This is a genomic window from Streptococcus sp. A23 (assembly GCF_043674155.1).
GTDB classification, from domain to species: domain Bacteria; phylum Bacillota; class Bacilli; order Lactobacillales; family Streptococcaceae; genus Streptococcus; species Streptococcus suis_V.
This window is the reverse complement of sequence record NZ_JBIMJP010000001.1, coordinates 134,082-151,543: the sequence shown is the minus strand read 5'-3', so window position 1 is coordinate 151,543 and position 17,462 is coordinate 134,082. Positions and strand designations below refer to the sequence as shown.

Annotated in this window: 16 protein-coding genes; 2 read left to right on the top strand and 14 right to left on the bottom strand. The window is 43.9% G+C overall.

The window, feature by feature from the left end; all coding sequences use genetic code 11:
• Positions 1-9: 9 nt before the first annotated feature.
• From ACHBIE_RS00795 to yaaA, 9 genes are all read right to left on the bottom strand, one after another.
• Positions 10-801, bottom strand: a complete 792-nt coding sequence (locus ACHBIE_RS00795) for a DUF4422 domain-containing protein (RefSeq protein WP_394732472.1) — start codon at positions 799-801, stop codon at positions 10-12.
• 51 nt (positions 802-852) lie between these two features.
• Positions 853-1,962, bottom strand: coding sequence for a UDP-galactopyranose mutase (glf, locus tag ACHBIE_RS00790; RefSeq protein ID WP_394732471.1), 1,110 nt, complete (start codon positions 1,960-1,962; stop codon positions 853-855).
• 9 nt (positions 1,963-1,971) lie between these two features.
• Positions 1,972-3,423 carry a flippase gene (locus ACHBIE_RS00785; RefSeq protein WP_394732470.1) on the bottom strand — a complete coding sequence of 484 codons (1,452 nt, stop codon included), beginning with the start codon at positions 3,421-3,423 and terminating at the stop codon, positions 1,972-1,974.
• 15 nt (positions 3,424-3,438) lie between these two features.
• Positions 3,439-4,080 carry a sugar transferase gene (locus tag ACHBIE_RS00780; protein WP_394732469.1) on the bottom strand — a complete coding sequence of 214 codons (642 nt, stop codon included), beginning with the start codon at positions 4,078-4,080 and terminating at the stop codon, positions 3,439-3,441.
• Positions 4,081-4,096: 16 nt separating this feature from the next.
• Positions 4,097-4,798 (bottom strand): tyrosine-protein kinase, encoded by a 702-nt coding sequence (locus ACHBIE_RS00775; RefSeq protein ID WP_394732468.1) that lies wholly within the window; start codon positions 4,796-4,798, stop codon positions 4,097-4,099.
• 9 nt (positions 4,799-4,807) lie between these two features.
• Complete coding sequence (locus ACHBIE_RS00770) at positions 4,808-5,497, bottom strand: YveK family protein (protein WP_394732467.1); 690 nt, start codon at positions 5,495-5,497, stop codon at positions 4,808-4,810.
• A gap of 15 nt (positions 5,498-5,512) precedes the next feature.
• The gene (locus ACHBIE_RS00765; protein ID WP_394732466.1) at positions 5,513-6,241 is read right to left on the bottom strand and encodes a CpsB/CapC family capsule biosynthesis tyrosine phosphatase; all 729 of its coding nucleotides are present in this window, start codon (positions 6,239-6,241) and stop codon (positions 5,513-5,515) included.
• Between the two features lies 1 nt (position 6,242).
• Positions 6,243-7,685 carry an LCP family protein gene (locus tag ACHBIE_RS00760; protein ID WP_394732465.1) on the bottom strand — a complete coding sequence of 481 codons (1,443 nt, stop codon included), beginning with the start codon at positions 7,683-7,685 and terminating at the stop codon, positions 6,243-6,245.
• Positions 7,686-7,807: 122 nt separating this feature from the next.
• A complete protein-coding gene (gene yaaA / locus ACHBIE_RS00755; RefSeq protein WP_394732464.1) occupies positions 7,808-8,539 on the bottom strand; it encodes a peroxide stress protein YaaA in 732 nt (243 codons plus the stop codon).
• A gap of 110 nt (positions 8,540-8,649) precedes the next feature.
• Between yaaA and ACHBIE_RS00750 the strand changes: the two genes are divergently transcribed.
• Positions 8,650-9,900 (top strand): PLP-dependent aminotransferase family protein, encoded by a 1,251-nt coding sequence (locus ACHBIE_RS00750; RefSeq protein WP_394732463.1) that lies wholly within the window; start codon positions 8,650-8,652, stop codon positions 9,898-9,900.
• Positions 9,901-10,025: 125 nt separating this feature from the next.
• Here ACHBIE_RS00750 and ACHBIE_RS00745 read toward each other — a convergent pair whose 3' ends face one another.
• Positions 10,026-10,871 (bottom strand): DegV family protein, encoded by an 846-nt coding sequence (locus ACHBIE_RS00745; RefSeq protein WP_394732462.1) that lies wholly within the window; start codon positions 10,869-10,871, stop codon positions 10,026-10,028.
• A 129-nt stretch (positions 10,872-11,000) separates the two neighbouring features.
• Between ACHBIE_RS00745 and ACHBIE_RS00740 the strand changes: the two genes are divergently transcribed.
• Positions 11,001-11,405, top strand: a complete 405-nt coding sequence (locus ACHBIE_RS00740; protein WP_394732461.1) for a TetR/AcrR family transcriptional regulator — start codon at positions 11,001-11,003, stop codon at positions 11,403-11,405.
• A 172-nt stretch (positions 11,406-11,577) separates the two neighbouring features.
• On the opposite strand, the gene proC is transcribed toward ACHBIE_RS00740, so the two are convergent.
• From proC to ACHBIE_RS00720, 4 genes are all read right to left on the bottom strand, one after another.
• Entirely contained in the window at positions 11,578-12,363 is a 786-nt protein-coding gene (gene proC, locus ACHBIE_RS00735; RefSeq protein WP_394732460.1) for a pyrroline-5-carboxylate reductase, read from the bottom strand.
• A 9-nt stretch (positions 12,364-12,372) separates the two neighbouring features.
• Positions 12,373-13,611 carry a glutamate-5-semialdehyde dehydrogenase gene (locus ACHBIE_RS00730; RefSeq protein ID WP_394732459.1) on the bottom strand — a complete coding sequence of 413 codons (1,239 nt, stop codon included), beginning with the start codon at positions 13,609-13,611 and terminating at the stop codon, positions 12,373-12,375.
• A 170-nt stretch (positions 13,612-13,781) separates the two neighbouring features.
• Complete coding sequence (gene proB / locus ACHBIE_RS00725; RefSeq protein ID WP_394732458.1) at positions 13,782-14,858, bottom strand: glutamate 5-kinase; 1,077 nt, start codon at positions 14,856-14,858, stop codon at positions 13,782-13,784.
• 93 nt (positions 14,859-14,951) lie between these two features.
• Entirely contained in the window at positions 14,952-17,414 is a 2,463-nt protein-coding gene (locus tag ACHBIE_RS00720) for a bifunctional DnaQ family exonuclease/ATP-dependent helicase (protein ID WP_394732457.1), read from the bottom strand.
• Positions 17,415-17,462 lie beyond the last annotated feature (48 nt).

Genomic DNA, 17,462 nt, shown 5'->3' with positions numbered 1-17,462 from the left:
TTCTACTCCCTAAAAACTCTTTCCATATTTCTTACCAAGAAACTTAGCTTCTAAGAACGACTTCCCTTTTTGGAAGAGATTGACTTTTTCCAAATACATAAACGGCACTTCCTTAATTGAATATCCTTTATGTATTAACCAAACATTGAAGAGGCGTTCACTTATGCGCCCTGGAAACCGGGCTTCAAAAGCTGTCATATTCTCAGTGTCGATTCGACTAAGCAACTCGTCCAAAATTGGAAACAGCCACTTGCAATATTCATCTACCAATTCTTTACGCATGATAAACATATTGAAAACATAGCCACCTCTCTGCTTCATAAAGTTATCAAAAGCAGGTAGATACTCTGGTGAACTTTTTTCAAGTATAGCCCGTGTCAAATCCAAATGCTGACCATCAAAGGTATGGTCATAGTGAGAATAAATCGTTTCAATATAGTACTTACGTTTTTGGGGAACAACCACATCGGCTTCTGTCAGTAATTGCTCAATCTCGGTCTGATTCAGAACAACATCATCAATCTTGATATTTTCGTCAAACTTTTTAGATACAGAAGTAAAATACCTACGATAGTGTACTAGACCCAGGTAATCACATTCCAAATTTTTCCAAGCCCAATAAAGACCTGATAATTCACTGTAAAAAGCATTCTGACTGGAAATATTATCACCTGTATGGTCGCCTAAGTACCCAATATCATCTTTTCCTACACGACCAACATGGATAGGAATATATAAGTTATGATCCTTTGGCATTGTCGCTTGTTTATGAGTAGCTACAATAAGCTTAATATTTTTCACTGTCTTTCCTCAATTCTAAAAATAGGAGAGGATAGGTCCCTCTCCTCATTTTTACTTCACTTCATTTCTGACACACTGCAAGGCTGCCCCGATAACCTGGTGCATATCGTAATAACGATAGTGACCTAGACGACCACCGAAAATAACATTCTCCTGTTGTTCAGCTAGGCGCTTGTAAGCAGTATAGAGTTTGTTGTTGCGGTCATTATTGACTGGATAGTATGGCTCATCCCCACGTTTCCAAGTCTTCGAATACTCACGTGTAATAATGGTTTTTTCTTGTGTACCAAACTCGAAATGTTTGTGTTCGATAATACGAGTAAAGGGTGTTTCGCTGTCAGTGTAGTTGACAACCGCGTTCCCCTGATAGTTTTCCATATCCAAGACTTCCGTTTCAAAACGAAGGCTACGGTATTCCAATTCACCCAGTTCATAACCAAAGAACTCATCAATCATACCTGTAAAGACAACTTTGGGATAGCTTGCCAAGTATTCTTCTTTATTGGCAAAGAAATCAACATTTGTCTCCACATCGATATTTTCATGAGTCAACATCTTTTCAACAATCTGCGTGTAGCCACCAATTGGGATACCTTGATAAGTATCATTGAAATAGTTATTGTCATAAGTCAAACGTACTGGCAAACGACGGATGATAAAGGCTGGAAGTTCCGTACATGGTTTTTCCCATTGCTTCTCAGTGTATGACTTAATTAATTTTTCATAGATGTCTGTACCTACGAGTGAGATAGCTTGCTCTTCCAAGTTCTCAGGTGTTTTTCCACCCAACACAGCACGTTGCTCTGCAATTTTAGCTTCTGCTTCTGCAGGAGTAACCACACCCCAGAGCTTGTTAAAGGTATTCATGTTGAATGGAAGATTGTAAATCTCACCCTTGTAGTTGGCAACTGGTGTATTTGTGTAGCGGTTGAATTCTGCAAATTGGTTAACATAGTCCCAAATTTCCTTTTCAGAAGTATGGAAGATATGCGCACCATACTCATGGACCTGGATGCCTTCTACTTCTTTGGTGTAGATATTACCGGCGATATGGTCACGTTTTTCAATCACTTTGACTTTTTTGCCTTTTTTGGCTGCTTCATGAGCAAAAACCGCGCCAAATAAGCCGGCACCGACTACAAGATAATCGTAATTTTTCATGTTAATCTCCTATTTTCTGACTTTAGATGAAACCATCTTCCATAATTCTATTATGAACTCTTCTTTTTGAAGGAACAAAACAATACCATATAAGGCAAAATATATACTAGCTGAAACAACCAAAGTCCAGAAAACATTAACTTGTAAGAACATGAGGAGCCCAACTGTAGCGATTGTTGCGACCAATAGACTACTCACTATCTTGCTAAAATGAACCTTTTTAAAGATAGGCAAGATAAATTCCTTCAAGAAGTAAAATTGAACGACTGCTACTGAACATTCCGCAATGGTTCCTGCAATAGCTGCACCACTTGAACCCATACTTGGAATAGCAAAAATATTGACAAGGATATCAACCACCGCTCCAACAATTGTTGAATAAACAACTAGTTTTTCTCTGTTAGTAGGAACCAGTATCTGAATTCCCATAAGATTTGATAAGCCAATAAATAGTACTGTCGGCATAATCAACTGCATTGGCAGAACCGCAGGTAAAAAACTCTCACCTGATAAGAACAGAATGGTATACTTGCTAACTAAAACAAAGTATGTAACCATTGGTAATGAGAGTATGAAGACAAAATTAAGTGCCTTCTGCGTCAATCTTTCAAATTCTTCCATATTCCCTTGTTCATAGTAATATGACAAGCGGGGCAATAAAACAGCCCCTAGAGAAGTCACGACACTAACCAATATCTGCTTGACCTTGACAGCGGCGGAATAATAGCCGACTTCCCCACTCCCCTTGATAAAGCCCAACATGGTTGTATCAACATTCAGGTAGATTGTTGTAGAAACTGTCAATAAAAAGAAGGTCAAGGTCGGTTTTAAATGTCGAAAAATGTCCAACTCTTTCAGGTTCATCCACGAAATAATCTTTCGCAAGTTGATAAAATTCAATAGATTTGAACCAACAGCAGCAACTACCGTAATCGCTCCATAGATAACATAATCATCCGATGTTTTTACGTACAAAAACATCAGGATGACCGATACAATCTTAAAGAGTATGGAACGAATGGTTATGTAGGAATATTTTTCCAAAGAACGATATAGCCAGTCGACACCAAGAACATTGAAAATCAAGGTCGAAGACAAGACCAGATAAAGCATTTTCTCACTATGTAACTTCTCGATGGTCATAACAGAAACGAATAGTAAGATGAGGGAAGCCCCCATTACCAACCCATTCAGCAGCATGATTTCAAGAACGGTTTTATCCAACTCCTCCTTATCATCACGAACCTTTGCACAGGCCCTAATTCCATAAGTAGGGATTCCAAGCATCCCTATCATAGAAAAATAAGTCACAATGGAGGTGGCAAAGTTAATCGTTCCAACTCCCTCTGCTTGCAAGACTCTAGAGACATAAGGGAATGTAATCAGTGGAAAAATAAAGTTTGAAATCGTCAAGATAAAGTTCATAATGAAATTTAGCTTAACGGAACTTACTTTTTTCATAGTTAGTTATCTTTCTTAGTGTGCACCATGTCCATGCAGCACTTTCCAAATGGTTAAGAAAACAATTTTAAAGTCCAATGCCAGTGAGTAATGGTCAACATAATAGAGTTCTAATTCACATCGTTCTGGATACAAGACCTCACTTCTTCCTGATACCTGCCACCAACCAGTTATTCCAGGTTTTACTGATAAGAATTTTTCCTGTTGTTCTGGTGTGTATTCTTGTAATTCATTATCCAAAATAGGACGCGGTCCGATAAAACTCATTTCCCCAAGCAACACATTGACAAATTGTGGAAATTCATCAATGCTTGTTTTCCGAATAAATGCACCGATTGTTGTCAACCGTGGATCTTCTTCTGGAAGCAACTTATAACTATTTGCTACATATTTTTCATATAACACTTTGTCCTCTAATAGCACTTTCTCCGCGTCTTTGACCATTGATCGAAATTTAAAGATTTTAAACATTTTGCCGTTTTTTCCGAGTCGGTCTTGAGAAAATAAGACTGGCCCTCTATTATTACCGAATTGATATAATCCAAAAATGATAATTAAAGAGGGCAAAAATAAGAAAATAGTTCCAACTAATCCAATTATGATATCAAAGGTTCTTTTCCCATATTTGAGGTATATATCATCAGCTATCTCTTTCATAATCTCTCAACAATTACTATTTCTTTCCGTAGTTTCCATAATTGCCATAGGCACCGTAAGCACCGTATGAACCGTATTTTTCCAACTTGGTGTCAAATTTATTTAAGATAACGCCGAGGAATGGAGTCCCTGTTTGCTCGAGTTGCTCTTTGACTTTTTGTAGAGCTTTCCGTTTGATTTTTCCAGCTTCTGCCACTGTCAAAACAGCATCACACTTTTGAGCAATGATGGCTGCATCAATGACCACACCAAGTGGGGCACAGTCGACGATGACATAGTCAAAATAACGACGGAGGGTCGCAAGGAGGTTTTCAAAATTCTTGCTTTGCAAGAGGGCTGTGGGGTTTGGCGATATCTTCCCTGCCTCGATGACAGTCAGATTTGGAATGTCTGTATCACAGAGACCTTGGGAAAGGTCCGTCGTTCCTGCCAAATAGTCCGTCAAGCCCGTAATCTTAGTTTTTGGCTTAAAGAAGCCAGACATGACGGAATTACGGATATCGGCATCCACCAATACAGTCTTATAGCCCGCACGCGCATAGGCCGCCGCTAAACTGGCTGAAGTGGTTGACTTTCCTTCATTGGATTGGACAGACGTAATGGCCACTACCTTGATATTCTCTCCACTCAACTGGATGTTGGTACGGATTGCATTGAAATACTCTTCCGTCTTTTTTAATAATACTTTTTTATTTCTAGACGTTTCTAATACTGCCATGATTCTCTCCTATTTCAATTTGGCTACATCTGGTACTACACCAAGCAATGGTAAGCCCATATTTTCTTCAATGTCCTCTGGGCGTTTGATGCGGTCATCCAAGACTTCTTTCACCAGAACCAAGGCCACTGCTAGAAAAGCACCAACCAGGAAGCCTAGGACAATATTGCGCTTGGTGTTTGGTGTTGAAGGATGCTCAGCCGGGCGTGCTTCTTCCAAGGTTGTCACATCGCTAACCTTTGTCACATCGATAATTTTTTGTGCTGCTTCTGCACGAAGTCCATTGGCGATACGAGCCGCTTCATTTGGATCTGCATCTCGCACTGTGATCGACACGATACGGGTATCAACAGGGATACTAACAGAAACTTTGTTAGCCAATTCCTCATCAAGGTTTAACTCCTCAGTAACCTTTGATAATACATCCTGAGAAAGGATGATTTCCTTATAGTCTTTTACCAGATAGGTACCCGCTTGGAGTTCTTGAGCCGTCAAGTTTTGACCACCATCTGCCACCTTATTGACCACATAGATCCGTGTGGTACTGTCATACTGCGGTGTCGCAAGGAAAACGGAATAGGCAAACGCCAAGGATACACCCAACAGGGCACTCAAAAGGATCAAAAACTTATTTCGCCATAAATTTTTTAATAGATACAGAACGTCAATCTCCATAACATTCGCTTCTTGGTTGTTCATATTGTCTCCTAAAATTTAAAGTTTATTTTGCATAAGGGCAATTGGGTTTTCAATAAACAAGGCCTTGGCGCGATCGCGTCCGTATTCTTTTTCAATGAGACGGAAGGCCTGGTCCAGATAGGGTGGTCGGCTACTAGTATTGTGCATGTCACTTGCGACAAAATGTACTAGTTCATTGTCCAAGAAGTATTGGGCCCGCTGTTTATAAGTTTTGTGCCGATCTCCAAATAGTTTGGGTTTCAAGACACTAGAACTATTGATCTGCATATAGGCACCCATGGCGATGAGATCTGCAACTTTTCCACCTTCACCCGCCAAAGCATCATATCGTTCGATATGGGCGAGAATGGGAGTCAAGCCCAACCGCAAGACGTCACGCACAGCTTCCTGAATTTTTTTGTACCTAGTTGACTCGCCAAATTCAATCAAGACACTGCTAGAATTTCCATAAGTAGGCAATTCTTTTCGTTCTAACTTACCAATGACATCATCGGTAAAGTAAATCTCCGCCCCGTAGAAGATAAAGAAATCTTCTGATATGGTTTTGGCCAGGACCTGGACCTGCTTGAAGTTCTCTCTAATGACCGCCTCCGGAGTCTCAAACATGCCCTTGCGGCGATGAGAGGTGGCTACGATACCGCGCACCCCTTGTTGATAGCTGAGCTTTAAAAGCTCCAAACTTTCTTCTGCAGTTTTTGGACCATCGTCCACACCAAATATGATATGTGAATGAATATCTAACATACTACTCTCCTGACATGACTGCCTGCATAGCCGCTTTCATTTGGTTGAGGCTATCTGGATTGACCTCCATCATATACAATTGATAACCTGGCATTGCATATGAGGGCAAGAGACCTGTACTTCCAGTACCCTGCAAGGCTTGGGATTGAACTGTGTAACTGCCACTGCTTTCCATCTGGGTATTGACCAATTTCATCATGGTTTCCAAACTCATATTGGTCTGGATTGAATCTTGTAGGTTGTTGATGATGGATTGGTAATTGGTTAAATTTTCAGGTCTGCTTAATTTTTGAATGAGAGCCGCAATGACTTTCTCCTGGTTTTTTCCACGGTCATTGTCACCGCCCTGTAGCGAATAGCGTTCGCGTACAAAAATTAAAGCTTTTTCAGAATCCAAATGGATGGTTCCGACAGGGAAATCATGACTCCCTCTGGTAAAGGCCTGGTCATTGACGACATCCACCCCACCTACGAGGTCAATTAATTTTAGGAAGGATGTAAAGTTCACACGCGCATAGTAATGAATATCGATGTCATAGAGATTTTCCAAGGTATGCATGGAGGCTTCTACCCCGTAAATCCCTGCGTGGGTCAATTTGTCTTTTTGATTTTGCCCGCCATCTGCGATCGCAACATAGCTATCACGAGGGGTGGTGGTTAAGAGTACCTGTTTGGTAGCCTGATTGATGGTCATGATGATATTGACGTCCGAACGGGAAACGGTCGAGATTGGCCCATAGGTGTCAATGCCGCTGATATAGATGTTCAAGACATCACCAGTCGGTTGGTTGACTGCTGTTTCAACCTTTTTTGTCAAGGTGAAACTGTAGATCTTTTTGACCTTGGTGTCAAAGTCTGGGTCTTCCGCAGACAGGATATCTGCAAATACTCCGTTCAAGACCATGGCCTGACTCTCACCAGCAAGCATCTTCTGATAAGCATCCAGATAGGAATCCGTTTTGGTTGGTGTCAGAGATAGGTTTTCTGTCTGAGACAGGTTGTCCAACAAGGCTTGGATATTGTCGCCGTCATTTCCGGTAGGCGCCAACAATTCTGTCACTTGACTGATATCCGAGACCTGGCTATCTGCAGGAACCAGAACACTCATCTCATATTCAGAATAGGTGGCGTTTGAATTCAACTTGTTCGAAAGGTTGACGATACTCTGGACTCCATAGAGACCGACAGAACTAACGACAAGGCCTAGAATAAGCAGGAATGCGGTCACTACTTTAGCTCTTTTTCCTAAAATAAGGAACAAACAAACAAGTCCCAAGATAATGGCCAACCCAGCCAGGACCAGGTTGAGATTGCGAAAGGCAAGAATGTCATACCGAAACACTTGATACAGTAGGAAACCAACTGCTCCTGTGTAGAGGATGAGCAAGGTTAGGTTTGCCCAATGCAGCTGGTTTCTTCGGGATGATGTTTTTGTTCGACTCATGGTAATTTAACCCTTTCATTCAAAACTGTAACATTACTATTATATCATAAGTTCTGTGCCTCTTCTAACAAATTACTGCCCTAAGTTAACATTTTTGTTACAAAAGGCACATGTAATGGTTTTCAATTGGTCTTTCTGACAAAAACAAGATTCAATTGATCGGAAAGTTCTGATTGATAAGAAAATCCATCAACGGTAACCTGTTGAAGAGCTTCCAATTCAGTAATCCCTTCCTTGGCCATCACAGAAACAAGGCGTCCTCTGCCCTTTTTTGAAATGGTTGAGTGTACCCTTCGTTTGCCATCCTTTTCCTCCATAAAGGTCACCCGGACTAGTTTTTTCTGAATCTGGGGAGAAAATACCTGTTCAAATTCAGAAGAAGCGAGGGATAGGATCCAGTCTTCTTCTTCGACGACTTTGTCATAGGCCGGCCGCCAGTATTGCTTGAGGGATTTTCCTCCCACTTTGATCCCTGCTTGAAAATCAAGCCGATGGGGAGAAATAAGGTGTTCCGGGCTGATGAGCCCATACAAGGCTGTAGCTAGGAGGACATGTTTTTTTAGATAGTCCTCCTCATCTATTGTCAGGTCTCTTCGGTCCATATACCGGTACATCAATCCGTCGTACAGCAACCAGGCTGGATAGGTTTTAGCTTGCTTGGCTTCAATCCGCTTCCAGCGATCCAACTCCAATCCAGCACGGTCATGAGAGATTTTATAAATGGAAGCTAATTCTTCCTGCTGGAATTGGCTACAGATTTGAGCGACCGCTAAACTGGTGGGGTCCAAGGGGTGAAAGGAATGGTTTTCAATAGTGGTATTGAGTTCTTTTGCATTTGGAAGTATGATTTTCATATTTCTAGTATACCACGAATGGTAAGGGTAGACACTTGAAAACACGCGCCACTTGTTCACAGAACAGTTTTATACTATACTAGGACCATAGATCTGTAGGGGGACAGTTGATGAGTAAATACAGGGACATCGTTGAAGACATCCTAGAAGGAATCGAACGGCAAGACTATAAGCGAGGAGAAAAACTACCTTCCATTCGCCAATTAAGTCTGCAGTACGAGTGCAGCAAGGATACTGTTCAAAAGGCTATGCAGGAACTCAAGTATCAAAACAAGATTTATGCGGTCGAAAAAAGTGGCTACTATGTTTTGGATGACCGTGACATTTTGGAAGAGCCCATTGATCTGGATCTGGCTGATTTTGAGGAACTGCCTTATGAGGACTTCCGTATTTGTTTACACCAAAGTTTGATTGGCCGCGAAAATTACCTCTTCAATTATTACCATCAGCAGGCCGGTTTGACAGAATTAATCACATCTGTTCAACTGCTCCTAATGGACTACCATGTCTATAGCCGAAAAGACCAATTGGTCATCACTGCTGGAAGTCAACAAGCCCTCTATATCCTGAGCCAAATGGATTTTGGTCCCGATCGAACCCATATCCTCATCGAGTCTCCTACTTATTCTCGAATGGAGGAATTGATTCGCCAACAAGGCCTACCTTACCTGACCATTCAACGTAGTATGGAGGGTATTGACTTGGACCGATTGGAAGATCTTTTTAAGACTGGAACCATAAAATTTTTCTATACCATTCCACGTTTGCATAACCCACTGGGGACAAGCTACGATAGAAAAACCATGGAGAGGATTGTTCACCTTGCCAAGCGCTATCAGGTCTATCTCATCGAAGATGACTACTTGGCTGATTTTGATGGAAACCGTCAACTACCCTTACATTACCTTGACAAGAACGACTTTGTCGTCTATATCAAGTCTTTCTCACCAACCTTATTTCCAGCTCTTCGGATAGGTGCCGTTAGCCTGCCTCCTCTTCTCCTCAATGCTTTTTTAACCTATAAAGGATTGATTGACTACGATACCAACCTGATCATGCAAAAGGCACTTTCTTTGTATATCGATAATGGGATGTTCGCTCGTAACACGCAGCTGCTGCGGGAGCAATCCTTAAATGAAGAAGTTCAAATACAAGATTTGATCAAAAAATATCCTCTTGCTTATCCCTATCAGGTGGTGCGCGACCAGTTAATCGTTCAATTTCCAGATAATCCGAGAACTGCAAGACTTGAAGGACGACACCAGCTTATCCGTAATGGTACCTTTGCCTATCTTCTCCTCCGTCTCCATCCACATCTTGAAGACACATTAAAAGAGCTTAGCACCTTCTTCAAGGACTAAGCTCTTTATTCTTATTTTAAAGGATAGCTTCCTGCCTTTCCATCAAGGAAATCCAGTTAGCAATGAGCTGGCAAGTAAGATGCACTCTCTCTTGCTTAACCACCAACACATATTGTCCAGTGCTTCTATCTCTCATACCCCATCAATAGGCCGCCCTCTTCTGCATAGAAAGAGCAAAGGCCGGAAGTCGCAACTTCTTCGATACTAGCTTCTGGATAGGTTTCCTTAACCAAATCCGAAAATTGTTGGAAGAACTTATCGTTATTACGATGAGCCATAATGATGCGTCCGCCCTTATAGCCAGCCTTTTTCATTTCTTCCCAAGCTGCGGTGACCGATTTTTTGTGGCCACGAGCCTTTTGGAGCAATTCCAACTTGCCCTCGCCACTAGCTTCACCGACCATACGGATGTTTAACAAACCAACGACAGCACCTACTAGCTTACTCAATCGACCATTTTTCACCAGATTGTCGACCTTAGCAAGGACAAACAATAATTTACTATTTTCTTGGTAGGTGGTAATAGCTGATACGACTTCTTCAAACTCTAAGCCTGAGGCAATCAAACGATTGATTTCCGTAACCAGTAAGTCCATCTCGCCTCCAGCTGATAAACTATCAAGCAAATGAATCTTAGCATCTGGATGCTCTTCCAAATACATATCGCGGGCAACACGAGCCGCATTAAAAGAGCCAGACAAACCACCGGTAATCGTCACAACGATAACATTTTCTGCACCTGCAAAAGCCTCCTCATAGGCCTGAGTGCTAGGACAGGCAGATGTCGCTGCCTCAGAAGTTGACTGCATGACAGAGACCATCTGATCAATATCTAGACTCGCATCATCAACAAAGGTCTGGTCCCCTATCTGAATACTCAGGGGAACACTGACAAACTCCGTATCCGGCGCAAGCTGAGCTAGTTGACGGTAATCACAACCAGAGTCTGCAACAATTTTCCATTTTGACATTTTCTTATCTCTTTTCTTTTGAATGATTTAATTAGTTGACAAGGTGCTCTATCTTACTCTACAATTATATCATTAAATCATTAGTTATGAAAGCATTTCCAATCGGATGTCGCAGTAGAAAGGAAGAATATGACCGAGCGTAAAATTTCACCAAAATCCTTGAAAAATCTCTATCAATCCAACAAGGAGGCCAATCAGCTGACCAAGGAATCTCTCGAGACCGCTATGCTATTTCTCCTTGAAAAAAAGGAACTCAAGCACATTTCCGTCTCTGAATTAGTGCGCAAGGCAGGTGTTTCGCGCAACGCCTTCTACCGCAACTACAAATCCAAGGAAGAAATTTTGGAAATCTACTACGAACGGACTTCCAGCAACCTTAAAAAGAAATGGCATGATTTGCAAGATAAGGTTCAAAAAGATGGCGTCAAACAAAGTTTTGCAGATTTTGTCCAAGAACAAAAACTCAAGGCAGAGCAAAGCAAAACCTTTTCCAATGTCAGTCAATGGATCAAAGACAAGACCAAACGAGATTAATGTCTCGTTTTTTCTTTCTCTCAAACGCAAAAAAACTTGACCAATTAGCCAAGTTTTTAAGGAGATTATGAAAAATATTTAGGATTGACTATAGTATACCCCAACTGCCAACCGTTGCCATCGGTCTTAGGACTGAAAAATACGTTGCAACCAAAAATTTTCTATATCTAATCTATTTTTTGCCTAATTTTCTAGTCTTTTTGAGGGCGGCGGCGACTGCCTTAATGATGGCATAGCGGAAGCCTGCTTTTTCCAGTGCTACCACGCCTGCGATGGTCGAGCCTCCTGGCGAGGTTACTTCCTGTCGGAGCTGGGCTGGGTGCTTGTCGCTGTTCAAGACCATCTGAGCAGTTCCTGCTAGGGTTTGAGCCGCCAAAACCTTGGCATCCTGAGCCGTCAGCCCATTTTGCACACCGGCATCCGTCAAAGCCTCAATCATCTGATAGACAAAGGCCGGCCCGCAGCCTGCGATAGCCGTTGCTGCGTCAATCAGGCTCTCTGGCACCTGCTGGACCTTACCTGATTTTTCTAGAATTTGTTCCAATAGCGGAGCCAGCTCTGGATTAACCAAGCTATAGGTTGTCATGCCTTGGCCGATAGCGACCGGTGTATTGGGCATGATACGGATGAGTTTGTCTGCCGACACAAATTCTGCCAGGCTGTCAAGGGTCACACCCGCTGCCATAGAAATCCAGATAGCAGATGAATTCTGGCTAATCTGGTCCTGCAAGCCTGACAAGACTGTCTGAATCAGGTGAGGCTTAACCCCAAGAAAAATAATCTCGGCCTGCTCTGCTATTTCCCCATTAGAAAAAAGCTGACCCCCCAGCTGATCTTGTAGAGCCTGAGCTTTTGCTAGGTTATGGTTGCTGAGGAGGAGCTGGGTATCTGCTTGCTGGCTGACCGCTTGGGCCAGGGCCGCTCCCATGTTGCCCAGTCCGATAAATCCAATCTTCATCTTGTCCTCCTAACGAATGTGGCCGTCGCCTGTGATGATGTACTTGTAAGTGGTCATCTCACGCAGTCCCATTGGACCACGGGCGTGCATCTTCTGGGTGGAAATACCCAGCTCACAACCCAGACCGAACTCGCCACCGTCTGTGAAGCGGGTCGAGGCATTGACATAAACAGCCGCCGAATCCACATAGAGTGTGAAATAATCTGCTGTCTGGCTGTTTTCCGTCACAATGGCCTCGCTATGTCCAGTCGAATGTTGAGCGATGTGGCTGATAGCTTCTTCCACACTTGAAACGACTTTGACAGCCAAGATAAAGTCCAGAAATTCAGTATCAAAATCCTGCTCACCTGCTGTTATAGATTGGTTAAGAAGAGCCTGGGCCTGACTGTCAGCACGTAATTCCACCTGACCAGAAAGAGCTTCTTCCAAACGAGGCAAGAATTGACTGGCAATTGCTTCGTGAACCAACAAGACTTCCGCCGCATTGCAGACTGAGGGACGACTGGTTTTGGCATTGGCCACAATCCGCAAGGCCTTGTCCAAGTCCGCATCCTTGTCCACATAGACATGGCAGATACCTGTGCCTGTTTCTATAACTGGCACAGTCGCATTTTCTACTACGGCTTGAATAAGTCCTGCACCGCCACGTGGCACCAAGAGGTCAATCTTGCCTTTGGCAGTCATCAACTCGGTCGCAGAGGCACGGCTGGTATCTTGGACTAACTCGATGACCTTAGGTGATAGGCCAACTTCTTCCAAACCTGCCTTGAGGGCTGTGACAATAGCCTGGGCCGAATGAAAAGCTTCCTTGCCACCACGCAAGATGACCGCATTACCACTCTTGATTGCCAAGGCTGCAGCATCTGAGGTCACATTTGGACGGCTTTCGTAAATCATTCCCACCAAGCCAAAGGGAATAGACTTCTTACTAATCTTCAACCCATCTGCCCGAGTGGATTCTTCCAAGACTAATCCGACAGGATCTGGCAAGCCAATCAAGGCCCGAATACCATCTGCCATGGCTTCAATTCGCTCTGGTGTCAGGAGCAATCGGTCTTGCATAACTTGGCTAATCTTGCCTTGGGCATGTTCCATGTCAATGGCATTACCTGCTAAAATTGCCTCAGTCTGGGCAACCAACTGGTCTGCCATGGCAGATAGGGCCTGGTTTTTTTGTTCTGTTGTCGCTAGATTGATAGAAGCCTTGTGGGCCAATAAACTGTCTAATAATGCTTGTGTTGTGGTCATATTTTTCTCCTATTTAGTCTTTCAGTTTGCTTTTAGTACTAGGCAACGAGCTGCAGGCTGTACCAGGGTACGGCAAAGCGAGTTCAAACAATCCGGTGGAGTGTTTGAAGTTGGAAATAAGGAAACGACGTTTCCTCATGCGTCGAAGTAATAAAAGATAAACTGAACGACTATAAGCTAACCCAATCATTGCGGTGAATAAACACACCTTCCGCTCTGCCATTTGCCAACTGGTCCTGCAAGTCCCGGGACGAGAGTCTAACCCGCCCTTTACCAATCAAACGGTGATCTGCTTGACTGTAAACTTCCACGACCTGTCCTACCTCAAAGTCGCCTTCCAGGGCTTTGACACCAGCAGCTAACAAACTGCGGCCTTGGTGCAACATGGCCTCAACCGCACCAGCATCCACCTCAACTGCAGCATCTGTCCGAGCATAGAAGGCCATCCACTGCTTGCGTTGGTTCATGGCATGGTCATCTGCTAAAAAGAGAGTGCCACGGTTGGCTTGAGTGACGGCTTGCAAAAGGGCTGTATCCTCCTTGGATGAGCAGATAAAGACTGGTACGCCTGACTTGGTCGCAATCTGTGCCGCCTGCAATTTGGTGGTCATGCCACCCGTTCCGTTGGACGAGCCAGCTCCTGCTGCCATGGCAAACAAGTCTTCCGTAATTTCCTTAATCTCTGGCAAATGTTTGGCATTGGGGTCGCTGTTGGGATTGGCCGTGTAAAGCCCATCCACATCTGTTAAAAGCACCAAGAGGTCTGCTTTCAAAAGGGAAGCCACCTGAGCAGACAGGGTATCATTGTCTCCCACCTTAATCTCCTCAATGGCAATGGTGTCATTTTCATTGATAATGGGAATGGCCCGTTGCTTGAGCAAGACCTGCAAGGCCTGAGAGGCATTCTGATAGCGTCTGGCATCCGCAAAATCATCCTGGGTCAGCAAAATCTGAGCTGATACAATCCCGTCTTTCATCAGGTTCTGCGTGTATTCCTCAATCAGCAAGCCCTGTCCAACGGCCGCAGAAGCCTGTTTCTCCACAATCTTTGTCGGTCGTTTCTCAAAGCCCAGTCTTCGAAAACCAGCAGCAATAGAGCCTGAGGTCACCAGCACAATCTGGTAACCCTTCTGGTGCAACTGAGCTAGCTGATTGGTAATCCGAGCAATCTTAATGCGGTCCAAACTGCCATTTGCTTGGGTCAGAGAGCTGGTTCCTACCTTAAATACAATCGTTTTTTCTGTCATAGCAATCTCTTTCAAAATGAGTATATTTGAAAAATTATACCATAGAATGCATGAATTTTCTATGTTCATGTTAGAAGAAAAGAGCCTTTCGGCTCACTCACTGAAAAAATAGCTCAGGGCATCCATGATTGCCGTCTCTTGCACCCCTTCTACCGGGTAGTCCTGCTCTAGAAAATCAATAACCTGTTGCCCATATTGTTTGGTCTGGAGGCGATTATCAAGGAGAAGGACAGCAGATTCTTGGCGGTCATAGCGATTGGTCCGACCAATAGCCTGCTTGAGCTTTATCATCATCATAGGTAAATGGTAATCATAAAAAGGATTTTTCCCCTCTTGAATCAGTTTCCTATTTACCTTTTGAACAAAGGAATCCTTGGGATTTTCAAACGGCAGGCGGGGAATGACTTGAATCATCTGGTCCTGGTCGGCAAAATCTGCACCTTCCCAGAAGATGCCCGTTCCCAGAAGAATTTGACATTCTCCCCGTTCAAATCGTCGTTTTAAACTGGCATCTGTCCCATGTTTATGCTGGGCTAGATAGGGCAATCCTGCCTCTTCCAATAGATCCGCTACCTCCAAGAGCAGGGAAATAGAGGTAAAGAGAACCAAAATCGGTCGTCCTAGCTCTGCTATTTCCCCCAAACGCTCGGCAATAAATCCAGCATGCTCCTCCTTGGTCAGGCTCTGAATATCCGGCAGCCCACGGGGAATAATAATCTGCTGGTTGGTGGTCAGTTGATGAGGGAGACGGTCAAACGTGACTTCCTGAAAGCCCAGCAAATCCGCCAGATTGACCTTACTACTAATGTCCAGTGTGGCACTGATACAGAAAATCTTACCCTGGGGCAGGTAGCTACTGACATCTAGCAAATCCTCCTTGGTCCCACGCAGGTAGGTCAGTCGCTTGTCGGCCAGGCGATGGTCTTCCAGCCAAAAACGCTCATAGTAGGTCAACAAATCCGTCAATTCCTGCAAATCATAATCCTGCAACTCCAGCAGATTCTGACGCAACTGGTCCAAGTCTGTCCGAGTGATTTCGCGGTCAGCCTGCTTGCGGAAATCTGTCATCAGATGCTGCAGCTCAAATTGGCAGGATTCATACAAGCGCTGGTCCAGCAGGTTGCTGGTCCTGTCTTTCTTGCTCTGCAGGGTTTGCAAAAGCTGGGTCATATTGACCTGCCCAGTGGCCAAATTCTCCGCTGCCAATAGCAATTTTTGCGCTTCATCAATGACCACCAGGCGCTGGTTCATCAAGGGGTCCTGGTCCTTAAGATGGCTCAAAAAATAGGCGTGGTTGGTGATTAAGAGCCGACTGTCTACAGCCCTTCTCTGCACCTTTCTCCAGAAATCCTGGTCCCAAAAAAGGCTATCCTCCGACAACTTGCCATCATGGGCAATTTCATCAAAATAGGCCTGGTAACGCTGTTTCTGCTTGAGCTCGTCCAAGTCCCCTGTCTGCGTCTCACTAAGCCAGACCAGGACCTGCATTTTAAACTGATTGACCAGACGGTTGTCATCCTGGCGTTGCAGGGTCTGCCAATAGTTGTCTAGCTTAATAAAATGCTGGGGTGCCTTGAGGGAACTAATAGAAATGTGAAAAACTTCTGATAAGCGCTTGCCTTCCTTGGACATAATCTGTTCCTGCAAGAGCTTGGTTGGCACGGAGACCAGTAATTTTTGGTCAGTTTTAGCCAGGAGCGGCAAGAGATAACCGTAGGTCTTCCCAAGACCAGCCTGGGCCTGGATAAAATGAACCTGTTGTTCATCACTTAGTCGTTCCTCAACCAAGCCTGCAAAGGCCGTTTGCTTTTTCCGCTCATAGAGACCCAGCAGTCCCAGATTGGTCACAAAATCATCCGAAAACTTGCGCGAAACCGGAACTTCAATAGATTCTTGCAAAAACAAGCCGTGGCAGCAAACCAGGTCTAACGAGACCTGCTCCGACAGCTGTGGTAGCAATTCCTCAATGACTAAGCGAGACTCGTAGAGCAGGCAATCAGATAACTGCACTAGTTGTTCCACCATGGATTTGGGCAGGGAGAGGATTTTTTCCTGGATTTTCAAGAGCAAGTTGGCTGTCGCAGTAGCATCTGCCAAGGCCGTATGGGCCTGATCCAAACCCAGGTCCAATTTATCAGAAAGATTGCCCAAGCTGTACTTGTCAATGGTAGGGAAAAAGACCTGGGATAGCTCGACAGTGTCTACCCGCGGTGTGCGGAGTTCATACCCCTCAAAAAACAAGGCTTCCGCCAGCAAATTGGCATCAAAGGTCACATTGTGGGCGACAAAAATAGCATCAGCCAGCAATTCATAAATCTGACCGGCCACCTGGCCCAGACTAGGTGCCTGGGACAATTGCTTGTCCGTAATCCCCGTCAAATCAACAATATGTTCATCCAGGGGCTCATAGGGATTGATGTCCGTTGAAAAAGTTTCGACAATCTGACCATTTTCAACAATGACAATTCCTATTTGAATAATTTTAGCCTCAATACCCGTACCCGTTGCTTCCAAATCAACAACAGTATACCGATTGCTTGATTTCGTCTCTTTCATAAAAACATTATAGCATAGATAGGCCATGAAAAACAAAATCCATGAAGG